Source organism: Streptomyces sp. NPDC020884, from assembly GCF_044333935.1.
Taxonomy (GTDB): Bacteria; Actinomycetota; Actinomycetes; order Streptomycetales; family Streptomycetaceae; genus Streptomyces.
In genome coordinates this window covers 37,856-54,797 of sequence record NZ_JBIRRY010000015.1, presented here as the reverse complement: position 1 = coordinate 54,797, position 16,942 = coordinate 37,856, and the positions used below count along the sequence as shown (strand labels likewise).

Annotated in this window: 18 protein-coding genes; 11 read left to right on the top strand and 7 right to left on the bottom strand. The window is 73.1% G+C overall.

Going from position 1 to position 16,942, the window contains the following annotated elements; all coding sequences use genetic code 11:
* The first annotated feature begins 148 nt into the window (after nucleotides 1–148).
* From ACH4UK_RS35345 to ACH4UK_RS35335, 3 genes are all read left to right on the top strand, one after another.
* Nucleotides 149–793: a DJ-1/PfpI family protein gene (locus ACH4UK_RS35345; protein ID WP_398363112.1), complete on the top strand. Its 645-nt coding sequence runs from the start codon at nucleotides 149–151 to the stop codon at nucleotides 791–793.
* Between the two features lie 37 nt (nucleotides 794–830).
* Nucleotides 831–1,343, top strand: a complete 513-nt coding sequence (locus tag ACH4UK_RS35340) for a MarR family winged helix-turn-helix transcriptional regulator (RefSeq protein WP_398363263.1) — start codon at nucleotides 831–833, stop codon at nucleotides 1,341–1,343.
* A gap of 320 nt (nucleotides 1,344–1,663) precedes the next feature.
* Nucleotides 1,664–3,418, top strand: coding sequence for a protein kinase (locus ACH4UK_RS35335; protein WP_398363110.1), 1,755 nt, complete (start codon nucleotides 1,664–1,666; stop codon nucleotides 3,416–3,418).
* Here ACH4UK_RS35335 and ACH4UK_RS35330 read toward each other — a convergent pair.
* The 3 genes from ACH4UK_RS35330 to ACH4UK_RS35320 all read right to left on the bottom strand — a co-directional run bounded on the left by ACH4UK_RS35330 (nucleotide 3,400) and on the right by ACH4UK_RS35320 (nucleotide 5,974).
* Complete coding sequence (locus tag ACH4UK_RS35330; RefSeq protein ID WP_398363108.1) at nucleotides 3,400–4,668, bottom strand: MFS transporter; 1,269 nt, start codon at nucleotides 4,666–4,668, stop codon at nucleotides 3,400–3,402. The two genes, ACH4UK_RS35335 and ACH4UK_RS35330, sit on opposite strands and share 19 nt — an antisense overlap.
* Before the next feature lie 185 nt (nucleotides 4,669–4,853).
* Complete coding sequence (locus ACH4UK_RS35325) at nucleotides 4,854–5,201, bottom strand: hypothetical protein (RefSeq protein WP_398363107.1); 348 nt, start codon at nucleotides 5,199–5,201, stop codon at nucleotides 4,854–4,856.
* A 41-nt stretch (nucleotides 5,202–5,242) separates the two neighbouring features.
* A complete protein-coding gene (locus ACH4UK_RS35320; RefSeq protein ID WP_398363105.1) occupies nucleotides 5,243–5,974 on the bottom strand; it encodes a DJ-1/PfpI family protein in 732 nt (243 codons plus the stop codon).
* 332 nt (nucleotides 5,975–6,306) lie between these two features.
* Between ACH4UK_RS35320 and ACH4UK_RS35315 the strand changes: the two genes are divergently transcribed.
* The 3 genes from ACH4UK_RS35315 (at nucleotide 6,307) to ACH4UK_RS35305 (ending at nucleotide 8,675) form a co-directional block, all read left to right on the top strand.
* Entirely contained in the window at nucleotides 6,307–7,245 is a 939-nt protein-coding gene (locus ACH4UK_RS35315) for a GlxA family transcriptional regulator (protein WP_398363104.1), read from the top strand.
* A 120-nt stretch (nucleotides 7,246–7,365) separates the two neighbouring features.
* Nucleotides 7,366–8,031, top strand: a complete 666-nt coding sequence (locus ACH4UK_RS35310; protein ID WP_398363102.1) for an MFS transporter — start codon at nucleotides 7,366–7,368, stop codon at nucleotides 8,029–8,031.
* Nucleotides 8,032–8,093: 62 nt separating this feature from the next.
* Complete coding sequence (locus ACH4UK_RS35305) at nucleotides 8,094–8,675, top strand: TetR/AcrR family transcriptional regulator (protein ID WP_398363100.1); 582 nt, start codon at nucleotides 8,094–8,096, stop codon at nucleotides 8,673–8,675.
* Nucleotides 8,676–8,689: 14 nt separating this feature from the next.
* On the opposite strand, the gene ACH4UK_RS35300 is transcribed toward ACH4UK_RS35305, so the two are convergent.
* Nucleotides 8,690–9,097 (bottom strand): hypothetical protein, encoded by a 408-nt coding sequence (locus tag ACH4UK_RS35300; protein ID WP_398363098.1) that lies wholly within the window; start codon nucleotides 9,095–9,097, stop codon nucleotides 8,690–8,692.
* Between the two features lie 156 nt (nucleotides 9,098–9,253).
* Between ACH4UK_RS35300 and ACH4UK_RS35295 the strand changes: the two genes are divergently transcribed.
* The 3 genes from ACH4UK_RS35295 to ACH4UK_RS35285 all read left to right on the top strand — a co-directional run bounded on the left by ACH4UK_RS35295 (nucleotide 9,254) and on the right by ACH4UK_RS35285 (nucleotide 11,027).
* Complete coding sequence (locus ACH4UK_RS35295; protein ID WP_398363096.1) at nucleotides 9,254–10,090, top strand: Scr1 family TA system antitoxin-like transcriptional regulator; 837 nt, start codon at nucleotides 9,254–9,256, stop codon at nucleotides 10,088–10,090.
* On the top strand, nucleotides 10,087–10,323 hold the full coding sequence (locus ACH4UK_RS35290) for a DUF397 domain-containing protein (protein WP_398363095.1): 237 nt from the start codon (nucleotides 10,087–10,089) through the stop codon (nucleotides 10,321–10,323). The genes ACH4UK_RS35295 and ACH4UK_RS35290 overlap by 4 nt, the downstream gene beginning before the upstream one ends.
* Nucleotides 10,324–10,472: 149 nt before the next feature.
* A complete protein-coding gene (locus ACH4UK_RS35285) occupies nucleotides 10,473–11,027 on the top strand; it encodes a hypothetical protein (RefSeq protein WP_398363093.1) in 555 nt (184 codons plus the stop codon).
* Between the two features lie 69 nt (nucleotides 11,028–11,096).
* On the opposite strand, the gene ACH4UK_RS35280 is transcribed toward ACH4UK_RS35285, so the two are convergent.
* Entirely contained in the window at nucleotides 11,097–11,438 is a 342-nt protein-coding gene (locus tag ACH4UK_RS35280; RefSeq protein ID WP_398363092.1) for a hypothetical protein, read from the bottom strand.
* Between the two features lie 207 nt (nucleotides 11,439–11,645).
* On the opposite strand from ACH4UK_RS35280, the gene ACH4UK_RS35275 reads away from it, so the two are divergent.
* Nucleotides 11,646–12,605: an ArsR/SmtB family transcription factor gene (locus tag ACH4UK_RS35275; RefSeq protein WP_398363090.1), complete on the top strand. Its 960-nt coding sequence runs from the start codon at nucleotides 11,646–11,648 to the stop codon at nucleotides 12,603–12,605.
* A gap of 76 nt (nucleotides 12,606–12,681) precedes the next feature.
* Here ACH4UK_RS35275 and ACH4UK_RS35270 read toward each other — a convergent pair whose 3' ends face one another.
* Complete coding sequence (locus tag ACH4UK_RS35270; protein WP_398363088.1) at nucleotides 12,682–14,175, bottom strand: helix-turn-helix domain-containing protein; 1,494 nt, start codon at nucleotides 14,173–14,175, stop codon at nucleotides 12,682–12,684.
* Nucleotides 14,176–14,622: 447 nt separating this feature from the next.
* On the opposite strand from ACH4UK_RS35270, the gene dnaN reads away from it, so the two are divergent.
* Entirely contained in the window at nucleotides 14,623–15,738 is a 1,116-nt protein-coding gene (dnaN, locus tag ACH4UK_RS35265) for a DNA polymerase III subunit beta (RefSeq protein WP_398363087.1), read from the top strand.
* Nucleotides 15,739–15,823: 85 nt separating this feature from the next.
* Here dnaN and ACH4UK_RS35260 read toward each other — a convergent pair whose 3' ends face one another.
* Complete coding sequence (locus tag ACH4UK_RS35260; protein WP_398363086.1) at nucleotides 15,824–16,708, bottom strand: glycoside hydrolase family 19 protein; 885 nt, start codon at nucleotides 16,706–16,708, stop codon at nucleotides 15,824–15,826.
* Nucleotides 16,709–16,942: the final 234 nt, after the last annotated feature.

Below are 16,942 nucleotides of genomic sequence, written 5' to 3'. Positions count from 1 at the left end.
GCGTAGGCGCTGCCGGGGGCCGCCTCCATGGCCACCTTGTACGGACTGGGGCGGATGGGTCGGCAGGGTGTCGGGTCCGGCACCCGGCTCGCCTTGACAGCACACTGTCGACATGACAGCCTTCTGTCATCGAGTCGAGGAGGTCATCATGACCAGCACCAGGACCGGCAGCACGACCAACGGCAGCACCGGCGGCACCGGCGGCAGGACCGTGCATCTCGCCGTGTACGACACCTTCGCCGACTGGGAGACCGGGCACACCACCGCCCATCTCGCGCAGAACGGCTACACCGTGCGGACCGTGGGGCCCTCCCGGGAGCCGGTCACGACCATGGGCGGCCTGCGCGTCCAGCCGGACCTGGCCCTGGACGAACTACAGCCCCAGGACAGCGCGTTGCTCATCCTGACCGGGGCGGCCGCGTGGGACTCCGGGGACGGGCTCGCCCCCTTCGCGCGGGCGGCCCGGGGCTTCCTGGACGCGGGGGTGCCGGTCGCGGCGATCTGCGGGGCGACGGCCGGGCTGGCCAGGGAAGGGCTGCTGGACAGCCGGGCGCACACGAGCGCGGTCTCCTTCTACCTCACGGCGACGGGGTACGCGGGCGGCTCGCGGTACGTCGAGACGGACGCGGTCACCGACGGCGGGCTGATCACGGCCGGACCGACGGAACCGGAGGCCTTCGCGCGGGAGGTCTTCGCGCTGCTCGGGGTGTACGGGCCGGAGAAGCTGGACGCGTGGTACCGGCTGTTCCACGACTCGGACGCGAGCGCGTACGAGGTGCTGCAGGGTGAGTGACGGCACGGGTGCGGTGGGCGGTGCGGAGGGCGGCGCGGTGGCCGATGCGGAGGGTGTCCGGTCGCGGCAGGATCTGCTGAGCCGGACGGCGTTGACGGTGTTCCGGCTGAACGGGCAGTTCCTCGGGGTGGCCGATGAACTGGCGCGGCCGGGCGGTCTCACGGCGGCGTGGTGGCAGGTGCTGGGGGCGGTGCTGCCGGAGCCGTTGCCGGTGGCGGGGATCGCACGGGCGATGGGGATCACCCGGCAGAGCGTGCAGCGGATCGCGGACCTGCTGGTCGAGCGGGGGCTCGCGGAGTACGCGGAGAACCCGGCCCACCGCCGCGCGAAGCTGCTCCTTCCGACGGAGGCGGGGCGCGAGGCGGTGTCCCGGATCAACCCGTCCCACGCGGAGTTCGCGGCGCGGTTGGCGGGGGAGTTGGGGGAGGTGGGGTTGGCGGAGGCGGTGGGGGTGCTGGAGCGCTTGTCGGGGGCGATGGAAAAGCTGACCGCTCCGGACCGGGCCAACTCCAGCCCGTCCGGCACACCTTCCAGCCCGTCCGGCGCTTGAGGACGTCGGGCCTCGGCCCACCCAGCCCGTCCGGCCCACCCAGCCCGTCCGGCGTTTGAGGACGGAAGCCTGCGGATGTCGGACCTCGGCCACCCCCAGCCCGTCCGGCGTTTGAGGACGGAAGCCTGGCGGTGTCGGGCCTCGGCATAACGACGTGGTTGCTCCGGGCAAGGCCCCTGTTGCGTGCACCCGACACGTCCGATCAAGGGTTCCGTCCTCAAACGCCGGACAGGCTGAAAGGGGTGCCGGGCAGGCTGGAGGGTGTGGGACCCTCGGGCGGCGTTATCCTCGTGCGGGCCGGACGGGGGAGGATGCGCACCATGGACAAGCTCGGGCCCGACGACCCGCACCGCATAGGTGCGTACCGTCTTCTCGGCCGCCTAGGCGAGGGCGGCATGGGCCAGGTCTTCCTCGCCCGCTCCGACCGCGGCCGCACCGTCGCCCTCAAGCTCGTCCGCCGCGAACTCGCCGAACAGCCCGAGTTCCGCGCCCGCTTCCGCCAGGAGGTGCGGGCCGCGCACCGGGTCGGCGGCGCCTGGACCGCACCGGTGCTGGACTCCGACACCGAGGCCCCCGTCCCCTGGGTCGCCACCGGTTACGTCGCCGGGCCCTCCCTCCAGCGCATCGTCTCGGGCCGCCCCGGCGCGCCGGTCGCGGCCTCGGGGGCGTACGGTCCGCTGCCGTTGCGTTCCGTACGGTTCCTGGGGGCCGGGCTCGCCCACGCCCTCCAGCACATCCACGGGGCCGGGCTCATCCACCGGGACCTGAAGCCCTCCAACGTCCTGATGACCATCGACGGCCCCCGGGTCATCGACTTCGGCATCGCCCGCGCCCTGGAGTCCGTGCCCGACGGCGATCTGACCCGCACCGGGGCCCTGGTCGGCTCGCCGGGCTTCATGGCCCCGGAGCAGGTCCGCGGCGAGCGGGTGACCACCGCCTGCGATGTGTTCTGCCTCGGAGCCGTCCTCGCGTACGCCGCTTCGGGCCGGCTGCCGTTCGGCACGGCCGAGAGCGGCGGGGTCCATGCCCTGATGTTCCGGATCGCGCAGGAGGACCCGGACCTGGCCGGGCTTCCGGAGGAGCTGGCGGGCGTCGTCCGGGACTGCCTGGCGAAGGCCCCGGAGGCCCGCCCCGGCACGGGCGAGATCCTGGCGCGCCTGGGCGAGGCGGAGGCGGACGAACCCTGGCTGCCCGGCACCCTCATCGCCCAACTCGGCCGCCATGCCGTGGGGTTGCTGGACGCGGAGGACCCGGAGGACCCGCGCGGCCCGGAAGCCGCGCACGGCCCGCAGGCCCCCCGGAGCGCGCAGGCCGCCCCGGCGGGACCGAAGCCGCCGCAGAGCCCGATACGGCCCGCCGCCCCGATACCCCCGGCCCCGGCCCCCGCCCCACCGCACCCCCACCCGCACACGCAGCACCACTCCCCCCACCCGCACGCGCAGCACCACTCCTCCTATGCGCGGCCCCACTCCCCCTACGGCCCGGCCGCCGAACAGCCCCTCCCCCCGGCCTACTTCGCCCCCGTACCGCCTCCGCCCGCCCGGGAGCGCCGCTCCGCCGGGGCCACCGTCGCGCTCATCGCCGTCGCCGTGGTCGTGGCGATAGGGGCGGGCGGATCGGTGTACGCGTTCATGAACAGCGACGCCACGGGGAAGACCGCCTCCCCCGGCCCGTCGGGCTCCGCCGGGGCCGACGGCGGGCAGCAGGGCGAGGACAAGGCCGTCCCCGAGGACTTCCTGGGGACCTGGTCCGGCTCCATACCCGGCGAACAGGGCGCGTCCTCACGGACGTTGACCATCCGGCAGGGAGGCGTGGGCGACCCGGTCCTCGCCCTCACCGCCGAGGGGCCCCTCGCCTCCGGCTCCACGTACCACTGCGAGTTCACCGCCCCCCTCTCCGGCAAGCCCGCCGCGGACGGCCCGGTCCGCATCGGCCCCTCCACGGTGGCCTCCGGCCGCCCGGCCTCCTCCTGCTCGCCCGGCAAGCCCACCGAGCTGACCCTGCTCCAGGACGGCAGCCTGCGCCGGTCCATCTCCGGGACGGGCGAGAGCCTGATCTACACCAGGTCCGACTGAGCGGACGGCCGCTCCTCCTCCGCGGCAGCCGCCCCGGACCCGGACCCCTTCCCCTCCGGCGTCCGCAGCGCCCGGGTGATCAGCGCCGCGCCGCCCAGCAGCACGAGCACCACCACCATCGCGTTCCGCAGCCCCACGTGGTCGGCCAGGAAGCCCAGCGAGGGCGGGCCGACCAGGAACGCCGCATAGCCCGCCGTCGAGACCGCCGCGACCCGGGCCGAGGCGTCCTTCGCCCCCTCACCGGCCGCCGAGATGGTGACCGGGAAGCCCAGGGAGGCCCCGAGCCCCCACAGCACGACCGCCGCACCGGCGAGCAGCGCACTGGAGGAGAAGACCACCAGCGCCACGCCGGCCGCCGCCACCAGCGCGCTGGCCCGGACCACGGCCGCCGGGCCGAAGCGCACCAGCAGCGGCCCGCCCGCGAACCGGCCCGTCGTCATCGCCACCGCGAACAGCATGAACGTCAGCGAACCGGCCGTCGCGCTCGTCCCGTGGCCGTCCACCATCAGCAGCGGCAGCCAGTCATTGGCCGAGCCCTCCGCGAAGGCCATGGCCAGCACGATCAGGCCGATCAGCACCAGCCGCCGGTCCCGCCAGACCTCCACCTGCGCGCGCAGTCCGCCGGTCCGCTGCCCGCCGCCACCGGCGTCCGCCTCCTCGCGCCCCGTACCCGCAGGAACCGCGCGTACGGTCCAGACCCCGGCCGCCGCGACGGCGACCGAGACCGCCGCCAGGTGCCAGCCCACCGGGAACCGGACCGCCGTCAGCCCCATCCCGAGCAGCGCGCCGACCACGGTCCCCAGACTGAAGCAGCCGTGCAGCACCGGCAGGACCGGGCGGCCCAGGGTCCGCTCGACGGCCGCGCCCTCGATGTTGAACGCCACCTCCGCCAGACCCATCCCGGCCCCGAACAGGGCCAGTCCGCCGAACACTCCGGCCGACGCCTCCAGCGCCGCACCCCCGGCGATCACCAGCAGCCCGGCCACCAGCAGCCCCGCCCCGACGGCGATCACCGGCCGCCCGCCGTGCTTGCGCACCAGACCGCCGGAGGCCAGCACGCCGGCCATCGATCCGACGGACAGCCCGAACAGGACGAGGCCCATCGATCCGGTGGTCACGTCCAGGGCGTCCCGCACGGCGGGGGTCCTGGCCACCCAGGACGCCATGCTCACCCCGGTGGCGAGCATGAAGAGGAAGAGCGCGGCGCGCCAGCGGCGGGTGCGGGCGTCCATGACCGGCAGGGACTTCATCAGAACAGCGCCTCGGCAGACGGGAGAGAGTGGGAGGTGGGGTCGAGCGTACGATCGTACGCTCCAGGCGTACGTTCGTACACACCTCAGGCCACCGAGGTCGGGCCGCGACCGGCGCACGTCACGGGCGGTGCACGTCACGACCGGCGCGCGTCACGGCCGGCGCGCGTCACGGCCGGCGCGCGTCACGGCCCGGATCCCGGAGCCTCCTCCGCCGCCCCGCCGGTACGCCGCCGGCCGCTGACCCGGGAGGCCGGGAGCCGCCCGGCCCGGGAGGAGCCCGCGAGGGTGTCGCCGGTGACGGTCACGTCGAAGGCCAGGTTCAGGCGCATCGGCCGGGTGACGGCCTGCCTCCAGGTGAGCCGGTCACCGGTGAGCGCGAGCGCCTCGAGCGGCACCTCCTCCCCCGCACCCCGGGCCGTGCCGGTCAACACCCCTTCGTCGTACCGTAGTTCGATCACCGCCGCGATACGGCCGACGGGTGTGACGATGGTCAGGTCCCAGGTTCCCGCGACGGTTTCTTCGGTGGACATGCGTGTTCTTCCTTCGTTCGGTGTACGGGGAGGGGGCGGGTTCAGAACGCGGCCGGTACCGGCCCCCGGGCGCGCCAGACCGTGCCACGGCGTTCGTAAGCGAACATCTCCTCGACGGCATGGGCGATCCGCGGACCTGCCTCGCGCTCCAGCAGGTACAGGGCCAGGTCGAGTCCTGAGGTGACGCCCGCTCCGGTGACGAGGTCGCCGTCGTCGACGACCCGGGCGCGCACCGCGTGGACGCCGGTGGCGTCGAGCAGGTCGAGGCCGAGGTGGTGCGTGGTGGCGTGGCGGCCCTCCAGCAGCCCGGCCAGGGCCGGCACCAGCGAGCCGCCGCACACCGTCGCGACCGTCACCGAGGGGTCGTCCAGCGCCGCCCGCAGCAGATCGGGCAGCCCGGTCGCCAGCGTGCGGGCCAGCAGCACGGGGATGGTCGCGCCGCCCTCCGCGTCGCCACCGTCGCCCTCCGCGTCACCGCCGAGGCCCTCTCCCTCACCGCCAAGACCCTCACCGCCGGGGGCCTTTCCCGGGTCGCCGACCCGGCCCGAGGCCCCGGGCACCAGGACCAGGTCCGCCCGCGTGGGGTCGAGGGCCGCCGTGGCACGCAGCGTCAGTCCCCCCGTGCCGCTGACCACCTCGCGCGGGCCCTCGGCGGAGACCAGCTCGACGGTCACCGCGCCGCCGGTGGCCGTGCCTCCGGCGTGCAGCACCTCGAAGGGGGCGACGACGTCGAGCGGGTCGAAGCCGTCGAACAGGACGATCTGGGCGTGCATGGCAGGTCCCTCCAGTCATGACGGTCCCGGAGCAGGCCGGGCGTGACGGTCCGGGTGCGCCCCGGGCATGACGGTCCCGGACCGAGCCGGGCGTGACAGTCCGGGTGCGCCCCGGGCATGACGGTCCCGGACCGACCCGGGCGGGAACGTCCCGGTGCGATCCAGGACGCTCCCGACGCTATGCGGCCGCCCCGCCGCCTCCCAGTGGCAGGAGTGACACCTTTCAACGGGATAGCGCCAGACCCGCAGCGACGCCTGTTCTCCCAGCTCAGCGACCGGACACCGGGCGCACCAACACCCGATCACGCACCGTGGAGCGGTACCTTCTGGCCATGCATACCGTCGCCGTCCTCGCGCTGGACCAGGTGATCCCCTTCGACCTGTCCACGCCGATCGAGGTCTTCACCCGCACCCGCCTCCCGGACGGCCGGCCCGGCTACCAGATCCGCGTCTGCGCCGAGCGGCCCGAGATCGACGCGGGCGCCTTCACCCTGCGGGCGCCCTGGGGGCTCGACGGGATCGTCGGCGCCGACACGGTCATCGTGCCCGGCACCGCCGCCCCCACCGCCCCGCTCTCCCCCGCCGTCCGCGACGCGCTGCGGGCCGCCGCCCGGGACGGCACCCGCATCGCCTCCATCTGTTCCGGCACCTTCCCGCTGGCGGCCACCGGCCTCCTGGACGGGCTCCGCGCCACCACCCACTGGATCGCCGCCGACCTGCTGGCCGCCACCCACCCGGACATCGAGGTCGACCCGGACGTCCTGTACGTCGACAACGGCCGGATCCTCACCTCCGCCGGGGCCGCCGCCGGACTGGACCTGTGCCTGCACATGATCCGCCGCGACTACGGCTCCGCCGTCGCCGCCGATGCGGCCCGGCTCTCCGTAATGCCCCTGGAACGCGAGGGCGGGCAGGCGCAGTTCATCGTCCACGACCACGCGCCCACCCCGCAGGGCCACACCCTCGAACCGCTCCTGTCCTGGCTGCGGGACAACCTGGCCGCCGAGCTCACCCTCGCCGACATCGCGGCCCGCTCCGGCACCAGTACCCGGACCCTGATGCGCCGCTTCCGCGAACAGACCGGCACCACCCCGCTTCAGTGGCTCCACCGGGCGCGCGTACGCCAGGCCCAGCATCTGCTGGAGACCACCGACCACTCCGTCGAACGGATCGGCGCCCAGGTCGGATTCGGCTCGCCCACCGCCTTCCGCGACCGGTTCCGCAGGACCACCGGCGTCAGCCCCCGGACCTACCGCCGCACCTTCGGCTGACCCCCGCCCGGACGCCCCGCCCGCAGCCGCCGCCCGGAACCATCCGGCCGCCTCGCGCGTCCCCGGGCCCGTACCGTCGCCGCCGTCACCGCCCCGGTCCGAGGAGCCTCCGTGTGGTCCGTGCTGTCTCCCTCCGTCACCACCGGCTTCCTCCTGTGGACGCTGCTGGGACTCCTCTTCGCCGCCGTACCGCTCATCGTCTGGACCCGCATCGCCCGCACCCGGGGCGCGGGCATCGCCGTCGGGGCCGCCCTGTTCGCCGCCGGGGCGCTGCTGGTCGCCGTCCAGCACGGCGGGGTCACCGCGATCCCCCGGGCCGACGGCCACCTCCTCTTCGCCGTTCTCACGCCGCTCCTCGTCATCGTCGGCGTACGGCTGGAGCGCGCACAGGCAGGGCCCGCGCCCGAGACGTGGGAACGCCGCCGCAGTACGTCCGTCGGCGTGCTGGGCACCCAGTTCGCCCTGACCCTGGCGGGCTCCCTGCTCGCCTTCCTGCTCGCCGGCGAGGCGTCCGTCCCGTCCGCCGAAGACGTGCCCGAGCTGCCGCCCGGCCTCACCGTGGTGTCCGAGGGCTCCGGCTGCGGGTCGTCGAGCTGCGCCCGCTCGGTGACCGTCGGCAGCCGGGACGGGCTCACCGCCGCCGAGATCGTCCGCAGGCTCGACCGCCCGCACGAGACCTGCCGGGCGAACGGCTGGCTGCTCGACCGGCGGCCCCTCTGCGTCGGTGTGCGCGAGGCCAACGGCAAGGTGCAGCTCTACGTCTCGCTCGGCAACCTCATCGACTGACCGGCGCCCGCCCCCCGCGCTCTATGCTGCGAGGAGGACCGAGCCGGCCGAGGAGGCGACGCATGGCGACAGGGCGCACCGACCCCGAGCGGCGGGACCGCATCATCGACGCGGCGCTGGACCTCATCGTCGACGAGGGCGTCGCGGGCGTCTCGCACCGCAAGGTCGCCGCCCGCGCGGGCGTGCCGCTCGGCTCGATGACGTACCACTTCTCCGGCATGGACGAGCTGCTGCACGAGGCGTTCACCCGCTTCTCCGGCACGATCGTCGCCGTCTTCGAGGACCGCCTCGGCGCGGCGAGCACCCCCGACGAGGCGCGCGAGGCCGTCGCCGACCTCGTCCACCACCTCTCCGGCGGCAACCAGCGCGAGCTGATCCTCACCCACGAGCTCTACACCCTCGCCGCCCGCCGGCCCGCCTACCGCGAGCTCACCCGCACCTGGATGGGCCGCAGCCGCCGCGCCCTGGAGTGGCACTTCGACCCGGCCACCGCCCGTCAGCTCGACGCGCTCATCGAGGGCCTGTCCATCCACCGCGCCCTGGAGACCGAGCCCCACGAGCGCGCCCTCACGGTCGAGGCGATCGGCCGGATCACCGCACCGCCCCCGGCGGCGGCCCAGCCGTCCCCGCCGCCGGGACCCTGACGGAGCGCGACCGATCAACTCAGGAGCGCGTACGCCGCGTTGAACAGGATCAACGTGTGTACGAAGCGTCCCGCGGACGTGGGCCGGTACCGCCACATCAGCGGCCAGGTGTCGCCCCCGAGCGCCGGTACGGGTACGTAACTGATCCGGCCCGTCGCCCCGTTGAACGTCGTCACCCCGCCCGGCCACGGCCGCCCGGCCGTCGATCCCGCCGGGACGAGGAAATACACCCCGCGCCGCCCGTTCGACTCGGTGACGACCGGGCCCGGTTCGCCCCCGACCAACTCCTCCATCAGGTCGGCCAGTCGCCGCCCGTCGTCACCGTCCACGCGGACCGCGTCGAATTGCACGCCCGCCTTGCGGAGTTGGAATCCGGAGTCCGGAATCCACTCGGCCCTCAGTCCACCATTAAGTGCGTTCACGGGACGATTGTGACCCGGATCACCTAGCGTTATCTCTACCTGCCGAGGTGCGTCGGACAGTCGTTGACCTGCACGAACTCCGCTGGAGTGGAGTTGAGTTCAGCGGCTTGGAGTAGTGACCGGTTGAGTTCGGTTGAGTCGAAAAGAGAGCGCGTAATGGCGAGTGCTGAAAACAAGGAAACCGCGAGCCCGATGGCCCTCATGGTGGCCGAGGTGGCCCGGACGCTGCGTATCCAGCGCGGCTGGACCCAGGAACAGCTGGGCCACGAGATCGGCTATTCGGCGGCCGCAGTGAGCGCGATGGAGACCTGCGCGCAGCCCGCCAGCGACGCCATGCTGGTCGAGCTGGAACGGGTCCTGGGCAACGACACCGGCATCTTTGTGACGGCCCGGCGGTACATGCGGATGGAGCGGCTTCCTCAGCAGTTCCAGGACTACGCGCTGCTGGAGGAGGCCGCGATCAGCCTCCAGCTGTTCGTCACCAACGTCATCCACGGGCTCTTCCAGACGGAGGCCTACGCGCGGGCGCTGATCGGCGGTGGATACCCGCCGCTCTCCGACCAGCGGGTGGATGAGCTGGTCCAGCTGCGGATGGAGCGCACGGCCCTCTTCGACCGGAACCCGCTCCCGATGATCGAGATCATCATCGACGAGGCCGTCCTGCGCCGCGTCATCGGCGGCGAGGAGGTCATGCGGGAGCAGTTGCTCCATCTCGTGGAGTGCGCCCGACGCCGCAATGTCACGCTGCTGGTGCTGCCGCTGGATGCCGGGAAGTATGGGGAGTACGCGGCCGGTCACGGTCAAATGACCTTGGTGGAGACCCCGGCACACGAACATCTCGTCTACCTCGAGGCCCAGGACGAAAGCCTGCTGATCAGTGACCCGGCAAAGGTGAGCACGTACGCTCAACGCTATGCGAAGATCCGGTCACAGGCCCTGGGTCCTCGTGAATCGCTGGACCTCATCAAGCGGTTGGCAGGAGTGACAGAATGAGCAGCACCCTCCGATGGTTCAAGTCGAGCTACAGCAATGCGGGCGGCGGCGAGTGCATCGAGGTCGCCTTCGACTGGCACAAGTCCACGTACAGCAGCGACAGCGGCGGCAACTGCATCGAGGTTGCCACCTGCCCCCACTCCGTCCACGTCCGTGACTCCAAGGTGCTCGACGGTCCCGCCTTCGCCGTCGCGCCGGACGCCTGGTCGGCCTTCCTCGGCTGGCCGGGCTGACCGGCATCCGAAGGATCGTCGTCGTCGCCGGAGCCGCTCTCGTCATCGGCTCCGTCGGCGCGTGGTTCCTGTGGGGCGGCAGTCCGCAGCCGGGCGACCACGCTCCCCTGGCGATCTGCGCGGTCGCCGACACGACCCTGCGCGCCGACGTGGACGCGGACGGGCGCCTGGACCTGGTCCGCGATCCTCGGCGCAACGGCTCCAGCCACGTGGTCTTCGAGGATGGCGACGACCGCACCACCGTCGACCCCGGTGCCGCGCGCGGGTTCTGGCAGAAGCTGCGCAGCTGGTCGAAGGAGGACATGGTCACCAAGGGAGCCTTCGGCGACTTCGACGGCGACGGCTATCTGGACCTGGCCCTCTTCTACAGCCAGGCGCACCAGGGCGACGACCCGATCCACAACATGGTGACGCACGAGGTGCACTACGGGCCGCTCGCCCGGGATCTGCGCGGCCGGCGGACCGGCACGGTCGACGTGACGTCCACGACCGTCGTGTACGGGCTGCGCGCCACCGACCGGGACCGCGACGGCCGCTCGGAGCTCCACCTGTTCCAGTCGGAGGGCGACGGCGTCGTCGGCCACTCCACGGGACTCCGGGGCGAGAACGACCGGATCACCATGCGCGACGAGCTCGACGACTGGTCCGACAAGGCCAACTGGCCTCAGTACAAGCACGGCTGGCGCGACTTCGGCGTCTGCTGACCCCGCCGCCGTCGGGCCTCCCGGCGTGGTGATCACGCCAGGAGGCCCTTCACCGAAGGTGCGAGTCCGTCACTTCGCCAGCTTCACGGAATTGATCGGCGTGAAGTTGTAGTCGTAGTACGTCCCGGCCTTCTGGTTTCCCCCGCAGTTGGTGCCGTTGGCCCCCTTGCACCGGTACGCCTTGGCGTTGCCGGTCTGGTTGTTGAACCAGCGCTTCGTGCCGTACTGGTTGTAGATCTTGTAGGTCCCGTACTTGTAGAACTTGTGGCTCGGCTTGTCGCCGTTCCAGCTCGCCTTCGGGTACAGGCAGACGTAACCGGACGGGCAGCCGTGGGTGGCTGCCGCCTCCGCCGCGTTGGCCGATCCCCCCAGCGTGAGCACGGCTCCGGTGGCGAGCGCGGTGGCTGCCATGGCTGTTCGCGTGATGGTGCTCCGAATCTGGCGCATGCGCCTATTCCCCCTTCAGGTCGTTCTCTCGGTCGTTTACCGCTCGTTTACGAGCTACTCCGATGATGGGGATGCCCGTGAAGACGGGTCCAAGGGTTTTCAGCACACGGAAAACGGATCCGTTCATTCGGGGGATCTATGGCACTCCGTATCCATTTCACTGCAGACGACTTGGCACGCATCACCGTCGTTCCGCGTCCCGACCCCATGTGGGAGCTCGTCAACAGCCTGCACACCCTGCAAGTCCGGCAGCCCGCCTCCACGTATGCGCCGTGGCTGCGGCACGTACGAAAACGGCTGGCCAGAAGCGACCTCAGAGGCCCGATCCGGCTGCTCACCACGCTGGTGCCGGCCCGGGGGGACTTCCCGGACTTCCTCACCCCACCGCACCGGGGCGGGCTGGAGGTCGCCCGCGACCTCGTTCTCGCCACACCGGCGGGCCGCCTCCACGCCGATCTCGCCGCCTGCTTCCGGCAGCGCACGCCGCCGCCGTGGCTCCGGCAGCTCGCGGCAGGCGACCGCGCCGCCCGGCAGGAGCTCGACGGCGCGGTCGCCACGTACTTCCGCGAACTCCTGGCCCCACAACTGCACCTGATCGACGCTGTGGTGCACACCGACCGCGCCCACCACAGCCGGATCGTGCTGGGAGGCGGAGCCGAACAGCTGCTGAGCACGCTGTCGCCGTCGATCCGCTGGGAGCCGCCGATGCTGGTCGCCGACTATCCGCGCAACGGCGATCTGCACCTGCGCGGCCGAGGCATCTCGCTGGTCCCGTCCTTCTTCTGCACGGGGCGTCCCGTCACCCTCATCGACCCCGACCTCCCGCCGGTCCTGGTCTACCCCGCGAGCCGTCGCGCCGGATGCGCGGACACCCTCAAGGGCCTGCCGGAACTGCTGGGGCGGACCCGGGCCAGGGCGTTGTGCGCGCTGGCCTCGCCGTGCGCGACGGGCGAACTGGCGCGGCGGATCGGGGTGTCGATCGGGAGCGCGAGCAAGCATGCGACGGTGCTGCGCAAGACGAAGCTCATCACCAGTACGCGCAGGGGCGGCGAAGTGGTGCACGCCCTGACCCCGCTCGGGCGCGAGCTGGCGCAGGGGCGGAAGGGCGGCTCGTGGTGCTGCGGTGAGTGACCGCCTCCGCGCCCCTCTCCAGGGTGGTGCGGAGGGGGGCGGTGCCCGCGGCCCGCCGGGGACGACGGGACAGCCCTCAGCCGCCCGCCCCCAGGTCGCGGGAGCGCAGCGCCAGCCACAGGTCGTAGCGGGCGCTCGGGGGCCGGAGCAGCGAGCGCTGGAGGACCGATTCGAGTCGGGTGAGGCGCTTGCGGGCGCCGGGCACGGAGATGCCCAGCTCGGCGGCGGCGGGCCCGAGGCGGCCCTCGCAGCGCAGCCAGGTGCGCAGGGTCTCCTCGGCGCCCAGGACGGCGGCCAGTTGCTGTTCGGCCCAGTCGCGTACGGCGGGGCGGCGGAGGATCTCGTCGAGGTCCCGCGCCTCCTGCGGCGCGCCGGATCCCAGGACGTACGGGGCGGGTTCGGGGGTGCAGGCCGGGGCGGGGGTGGCGCGGACGCGCAGCGCCAGGTCGAGCGCGGCCTGGTCGGCGAGCCGGTGCAGGTCGAGGCCGAGCAGCTCGCCGATGAGCTTCAGCCGGGCGGCGAGGGTGTTGCGGTGCACCTTGAGATGGTCGGTCGCGTGCGACGAGAACGCCAGCCAGGAGGCGGCCGTGGCCGCCAGCTCCTGGCTCCCGGGGTCCTGCGCGCGGCGCGGCACATGGGTCAGGAGCGGGGTCAGCAGGGCGTTCGCCCACTGCCGGCCGGCCGGTCCCACGACGAGCGCCGGATCCTCCGAGACCCCGAACCGGGCATGCCGGGCGGGCAGTTCGCGGGCGACGGCCAGGGCGTGGAAGGCCTGGCGGTAGCCCGTCGCGGTGTCGGCCAGCGGCACGGGTTCGCTGACGCCCACCACGCAGTCGCCCACCCGGGCCGCGACGGCCTCGTCGGTCGGGACGGCCTCCTCCGGCCGCTGCCCCTCCCCGGGCATCACCGCGGGCATCACGAGGATGAGGTGGCGGGCGTAGACGGGGCACCGCACGATCCAGGACCGGCCCCCGTCCGCGTCCACGCAGACCCGGGCCACCTCGTCGCGCCCGCCGCCGGAGCACTCCACGACGCACACCCGCACCGGATCGGGAAGCCGGGGGCGCAGGGCGCCGGCGACCTGCTGGGCGATGGAGAGCTGGCCCGTCATCAGCAGGTGCAGCACCGCCTCGCGGCCCCGGGACTCGGCGAGATCCACCCGGCGGCGCTTGCGCTCCAGGGTCTCGGCCTGCCGGCACAGGGACAGCGGCATGACCACGTCGGCCAGCAGCGTCGCGAGCCCGGCGGCCACGGGCCGGGGGGTGACGACGGTGAGGACGGGGGCGGCCCGGTCCTCGACGCTCAGCGGGAACAGCAGGGCGGTGTGCGCGCCGGTGTCGAGGGAGTACGCCCGCGCGCCGCGCTCCGTCGGGGCGCTCGCCCCCTCGGCGACCAGCCCGGCTCCCTCGGCGACCAGCCCCGCGACATCGGGGATCACCGCCCGCGCCGTACGGGCCGCCGCGTGCAGCACCGTCCCGTCCGGCCCGACGAGCCCGGCCCAGCCGTCCGCCCGCCCGGCCAGCCAGCGCAGCAGCTCGGCCGTTCCGCCCGTGCGGGCCAGCCGGTGCATCTGCAGAAGATCGTCCGCACGCTCCCGTGCTCGCACCCGTTCCCCGTTTTCTGCCCAGGACACGGACGCGGTGCCGGTGGACCGCCCGCCCGACTGTGCGGACCGATACCCCCGTGGCCGCCCCACTGGGCGTATTGAATCTCCCGGTCTCCCTACCCTCCGTTCTATCGTCCGAACGTGTCCCGGCACGTCGAGGACGACGGGGGAACGCCGGGACACGGAACCGCGGGAACACGGCGGCAGCGGCTCACGGGGGTGGTCGCTGTCGCCGCTCCCGTCCTTCCCCGCGCCGGATCCGCCCCGGCTCCGCCCCGCGCTCTGCCCGGGGCCGATTGTCAGTGGTGCCTTCTAACGTCGTTCGCAGGAGTCGGTCTCCGGCTTCTGGTCTCCGGTCTCCGGCTTCCGGCTTCCGGCTTCCGGCTTCCGGCTTTCGAGGAAAGGCGCCCCATGGAGTTCCGCATCGAACGCAGTGCCCTGACGGACGCCGTGTCCTGGGCGGCCCGGGTGCTGCCCGTGCGGTCGCCCGTTCCCGTGCTGGGCGGGCTGCTGCTGGACACCGGGGGCGAGGGCGGCCCGCTGCGGATCTCCGGGCTCGACTACGAGGCGTCGGCGCGCATCGACGTGGACGCCGAGGTGCTGCGGCCCGGGAGGGTCCTCGTCATGGGGCGGCGGCTGCTGGACATCTGCAAGGTGCTGCCGGACGGGCCCGTGGAGTGCGCGGTGGAGGGCTCGCGGTTCACGGTGTCGGGCGACGGGGCCCGGTTCGGCCTCTCGGTGCTGCCGCTGGACGACTATCCGGCGCTGCCCCCGCTCCCGCGGCTGCGGGGCGCGGTGGACGCGGAGCTCTTCGCGGCGGCCGTGGCCGATGTGGCGGTGGCCGCGGGGCGCGACGACACCCTGCCCGCGCTCACCGGGATCCGGCTGGGGCTGGACGGCGACACGATGACGCTCGCCGCGACCGACCGGTACCGCTTCGCCGTACGGACCGTCCCGTGGCAGGCGACCGCCCCCGGCGAGCCGGCCGACGTCATCGTCTCCGCCCGCCGGCTCACCGAGATCGCCCGCTCGCTGGGCCGGTCCGGGCTGGTGAGCGTCGCCCTGGACGCCGGTTCGGCCGGCTTCGAGCACGCCGGGATGCGGACCACCGTGCGGCTGCTGGAGGGCCGGCTGCCGCGCCACGAGAAGCTCTTCGCGATGGCGGACCCGGCCGTCGCGGTGGTGGACCGGGTCCGGCTGACGGAGGCGGTCAAGCGGGTCTCCGTCGTCGCCGACGGGGACAGCCCGGTGCAGATGACGTTCTCCCGCGCCGACGCCTCCGTACTGCTCCGGGCGGGTTACGAGGACGATGTGGCGTCCCAGCGGCTGCCGGCCGCCCTGGAGGGGGCCGAGGAGCTGACCGTGGCCTTCAACCCCGGGTATCTGGCGGACGCCCTGGCCTCCTTCGGGGGGCCGTCCCTGCGGCTCCTGCTGCTGGGGGCCGGACAGCGCGCGATGATCACGGACGAGGCGGGCACGGACGCCCACCGGCACCTGCTGATGTCGGTGAAGCCGCAGTTGGGGTGAGCGCCGAAACGGGGGGCGGGCCCGGCGTGAGCCGGACGCACCCCCCGTTCGGGTGGGGATCAGAGGTCCTCGTGAGGACCGGGGATCAGCAGCTCAGGTTCGAGCCGGTGGTGGTGCCGAGGACCTGGGTGAAGGCGGTGAACTTGTCGATCCGGCTCTGGACCTGCGCCGGGTTGCCGCCGTTGCACTCGATCGAGCCGTTGATGGAACGGATGGTCTCACCGAAGCCGGCGCCGTTGACGATGGCGTTGTGGCCGGTCATGGTGCCGGGGCCGGACTGGGTGTTCCAGTACCAGAGGCCGGTCTTCCAGGCGATGGCGGCGTTCTGCTCGACCAGGTACGGGTTGTTCAGCAGGTCGATGCCGAGCGCGTCACCGGCCGCCTTGTAGTTGAAGTTCCAGCTCAGCTGGATGGGGCCCTTGCCGTAGTACGCGGACTGGCCGGCCGGGCAGCCGTAGGGCTGGCTCGCGTCGCAGTAGTGCGGGTAGTTCGCCTCGTTGACTTCCTTGATGTACACCAGCCCGCCGGTCTCGTGGCTGACGTTGGCGAGGAAGGCAGCGGCCTCCCGCTTCTTGATCTCGTCGCTGCCGGTGTTGGCGAAGGCCGGGTAGGCGCTCAGGGCGTCGGTCAGGCCCTGGTAGGTGTAGAAGGAGTTCCGGTTCGGGAACATCTGGTTGAACTGGGCCTCGCTGACGACGAACCCGTTGCTCTGGCCCGGGTCCTCGCCGCCGCCGCCGCAGGCGCCGTTGTCGGCCCAGACGTCGGAGCTGCCCGGCGTCTCGTTCTGGGTCCACCACTTGGCGGTGTAGTTGCGGCCGTTGTGGGAGGCGGTGCCGCCTCCGGTGTAGACCGATGAGGAGTTCCAGGCCGTGGCGCAGGTGGCGGCCTGCGCGGTGGCGGCGGGGAGGACGACGAGCGCCGCGACGATCGCGCCGAGCGCGACCAGCAGGGCCATGACACGTCGAATCACGTGATCACACTCCTTAGACGCGGCGCGACGTCCGGCCGTGCGCCGCCGTGGGGGTGCCCGACACTCAAGCGAGGATGGTCTGGACCTGTCAAGGTCTAGACCATCCTCGGAAAAGGCACAGGTCCCACCGGCGCCGGCCAGGGCCGCCCGGGGCGGTCGCGTCAAGAGGGCCCTCAACAGCCCCTATTCCGGAAGGAGTCCATCCGGATCACTCGCGGACCGGGGCGGGCCCGA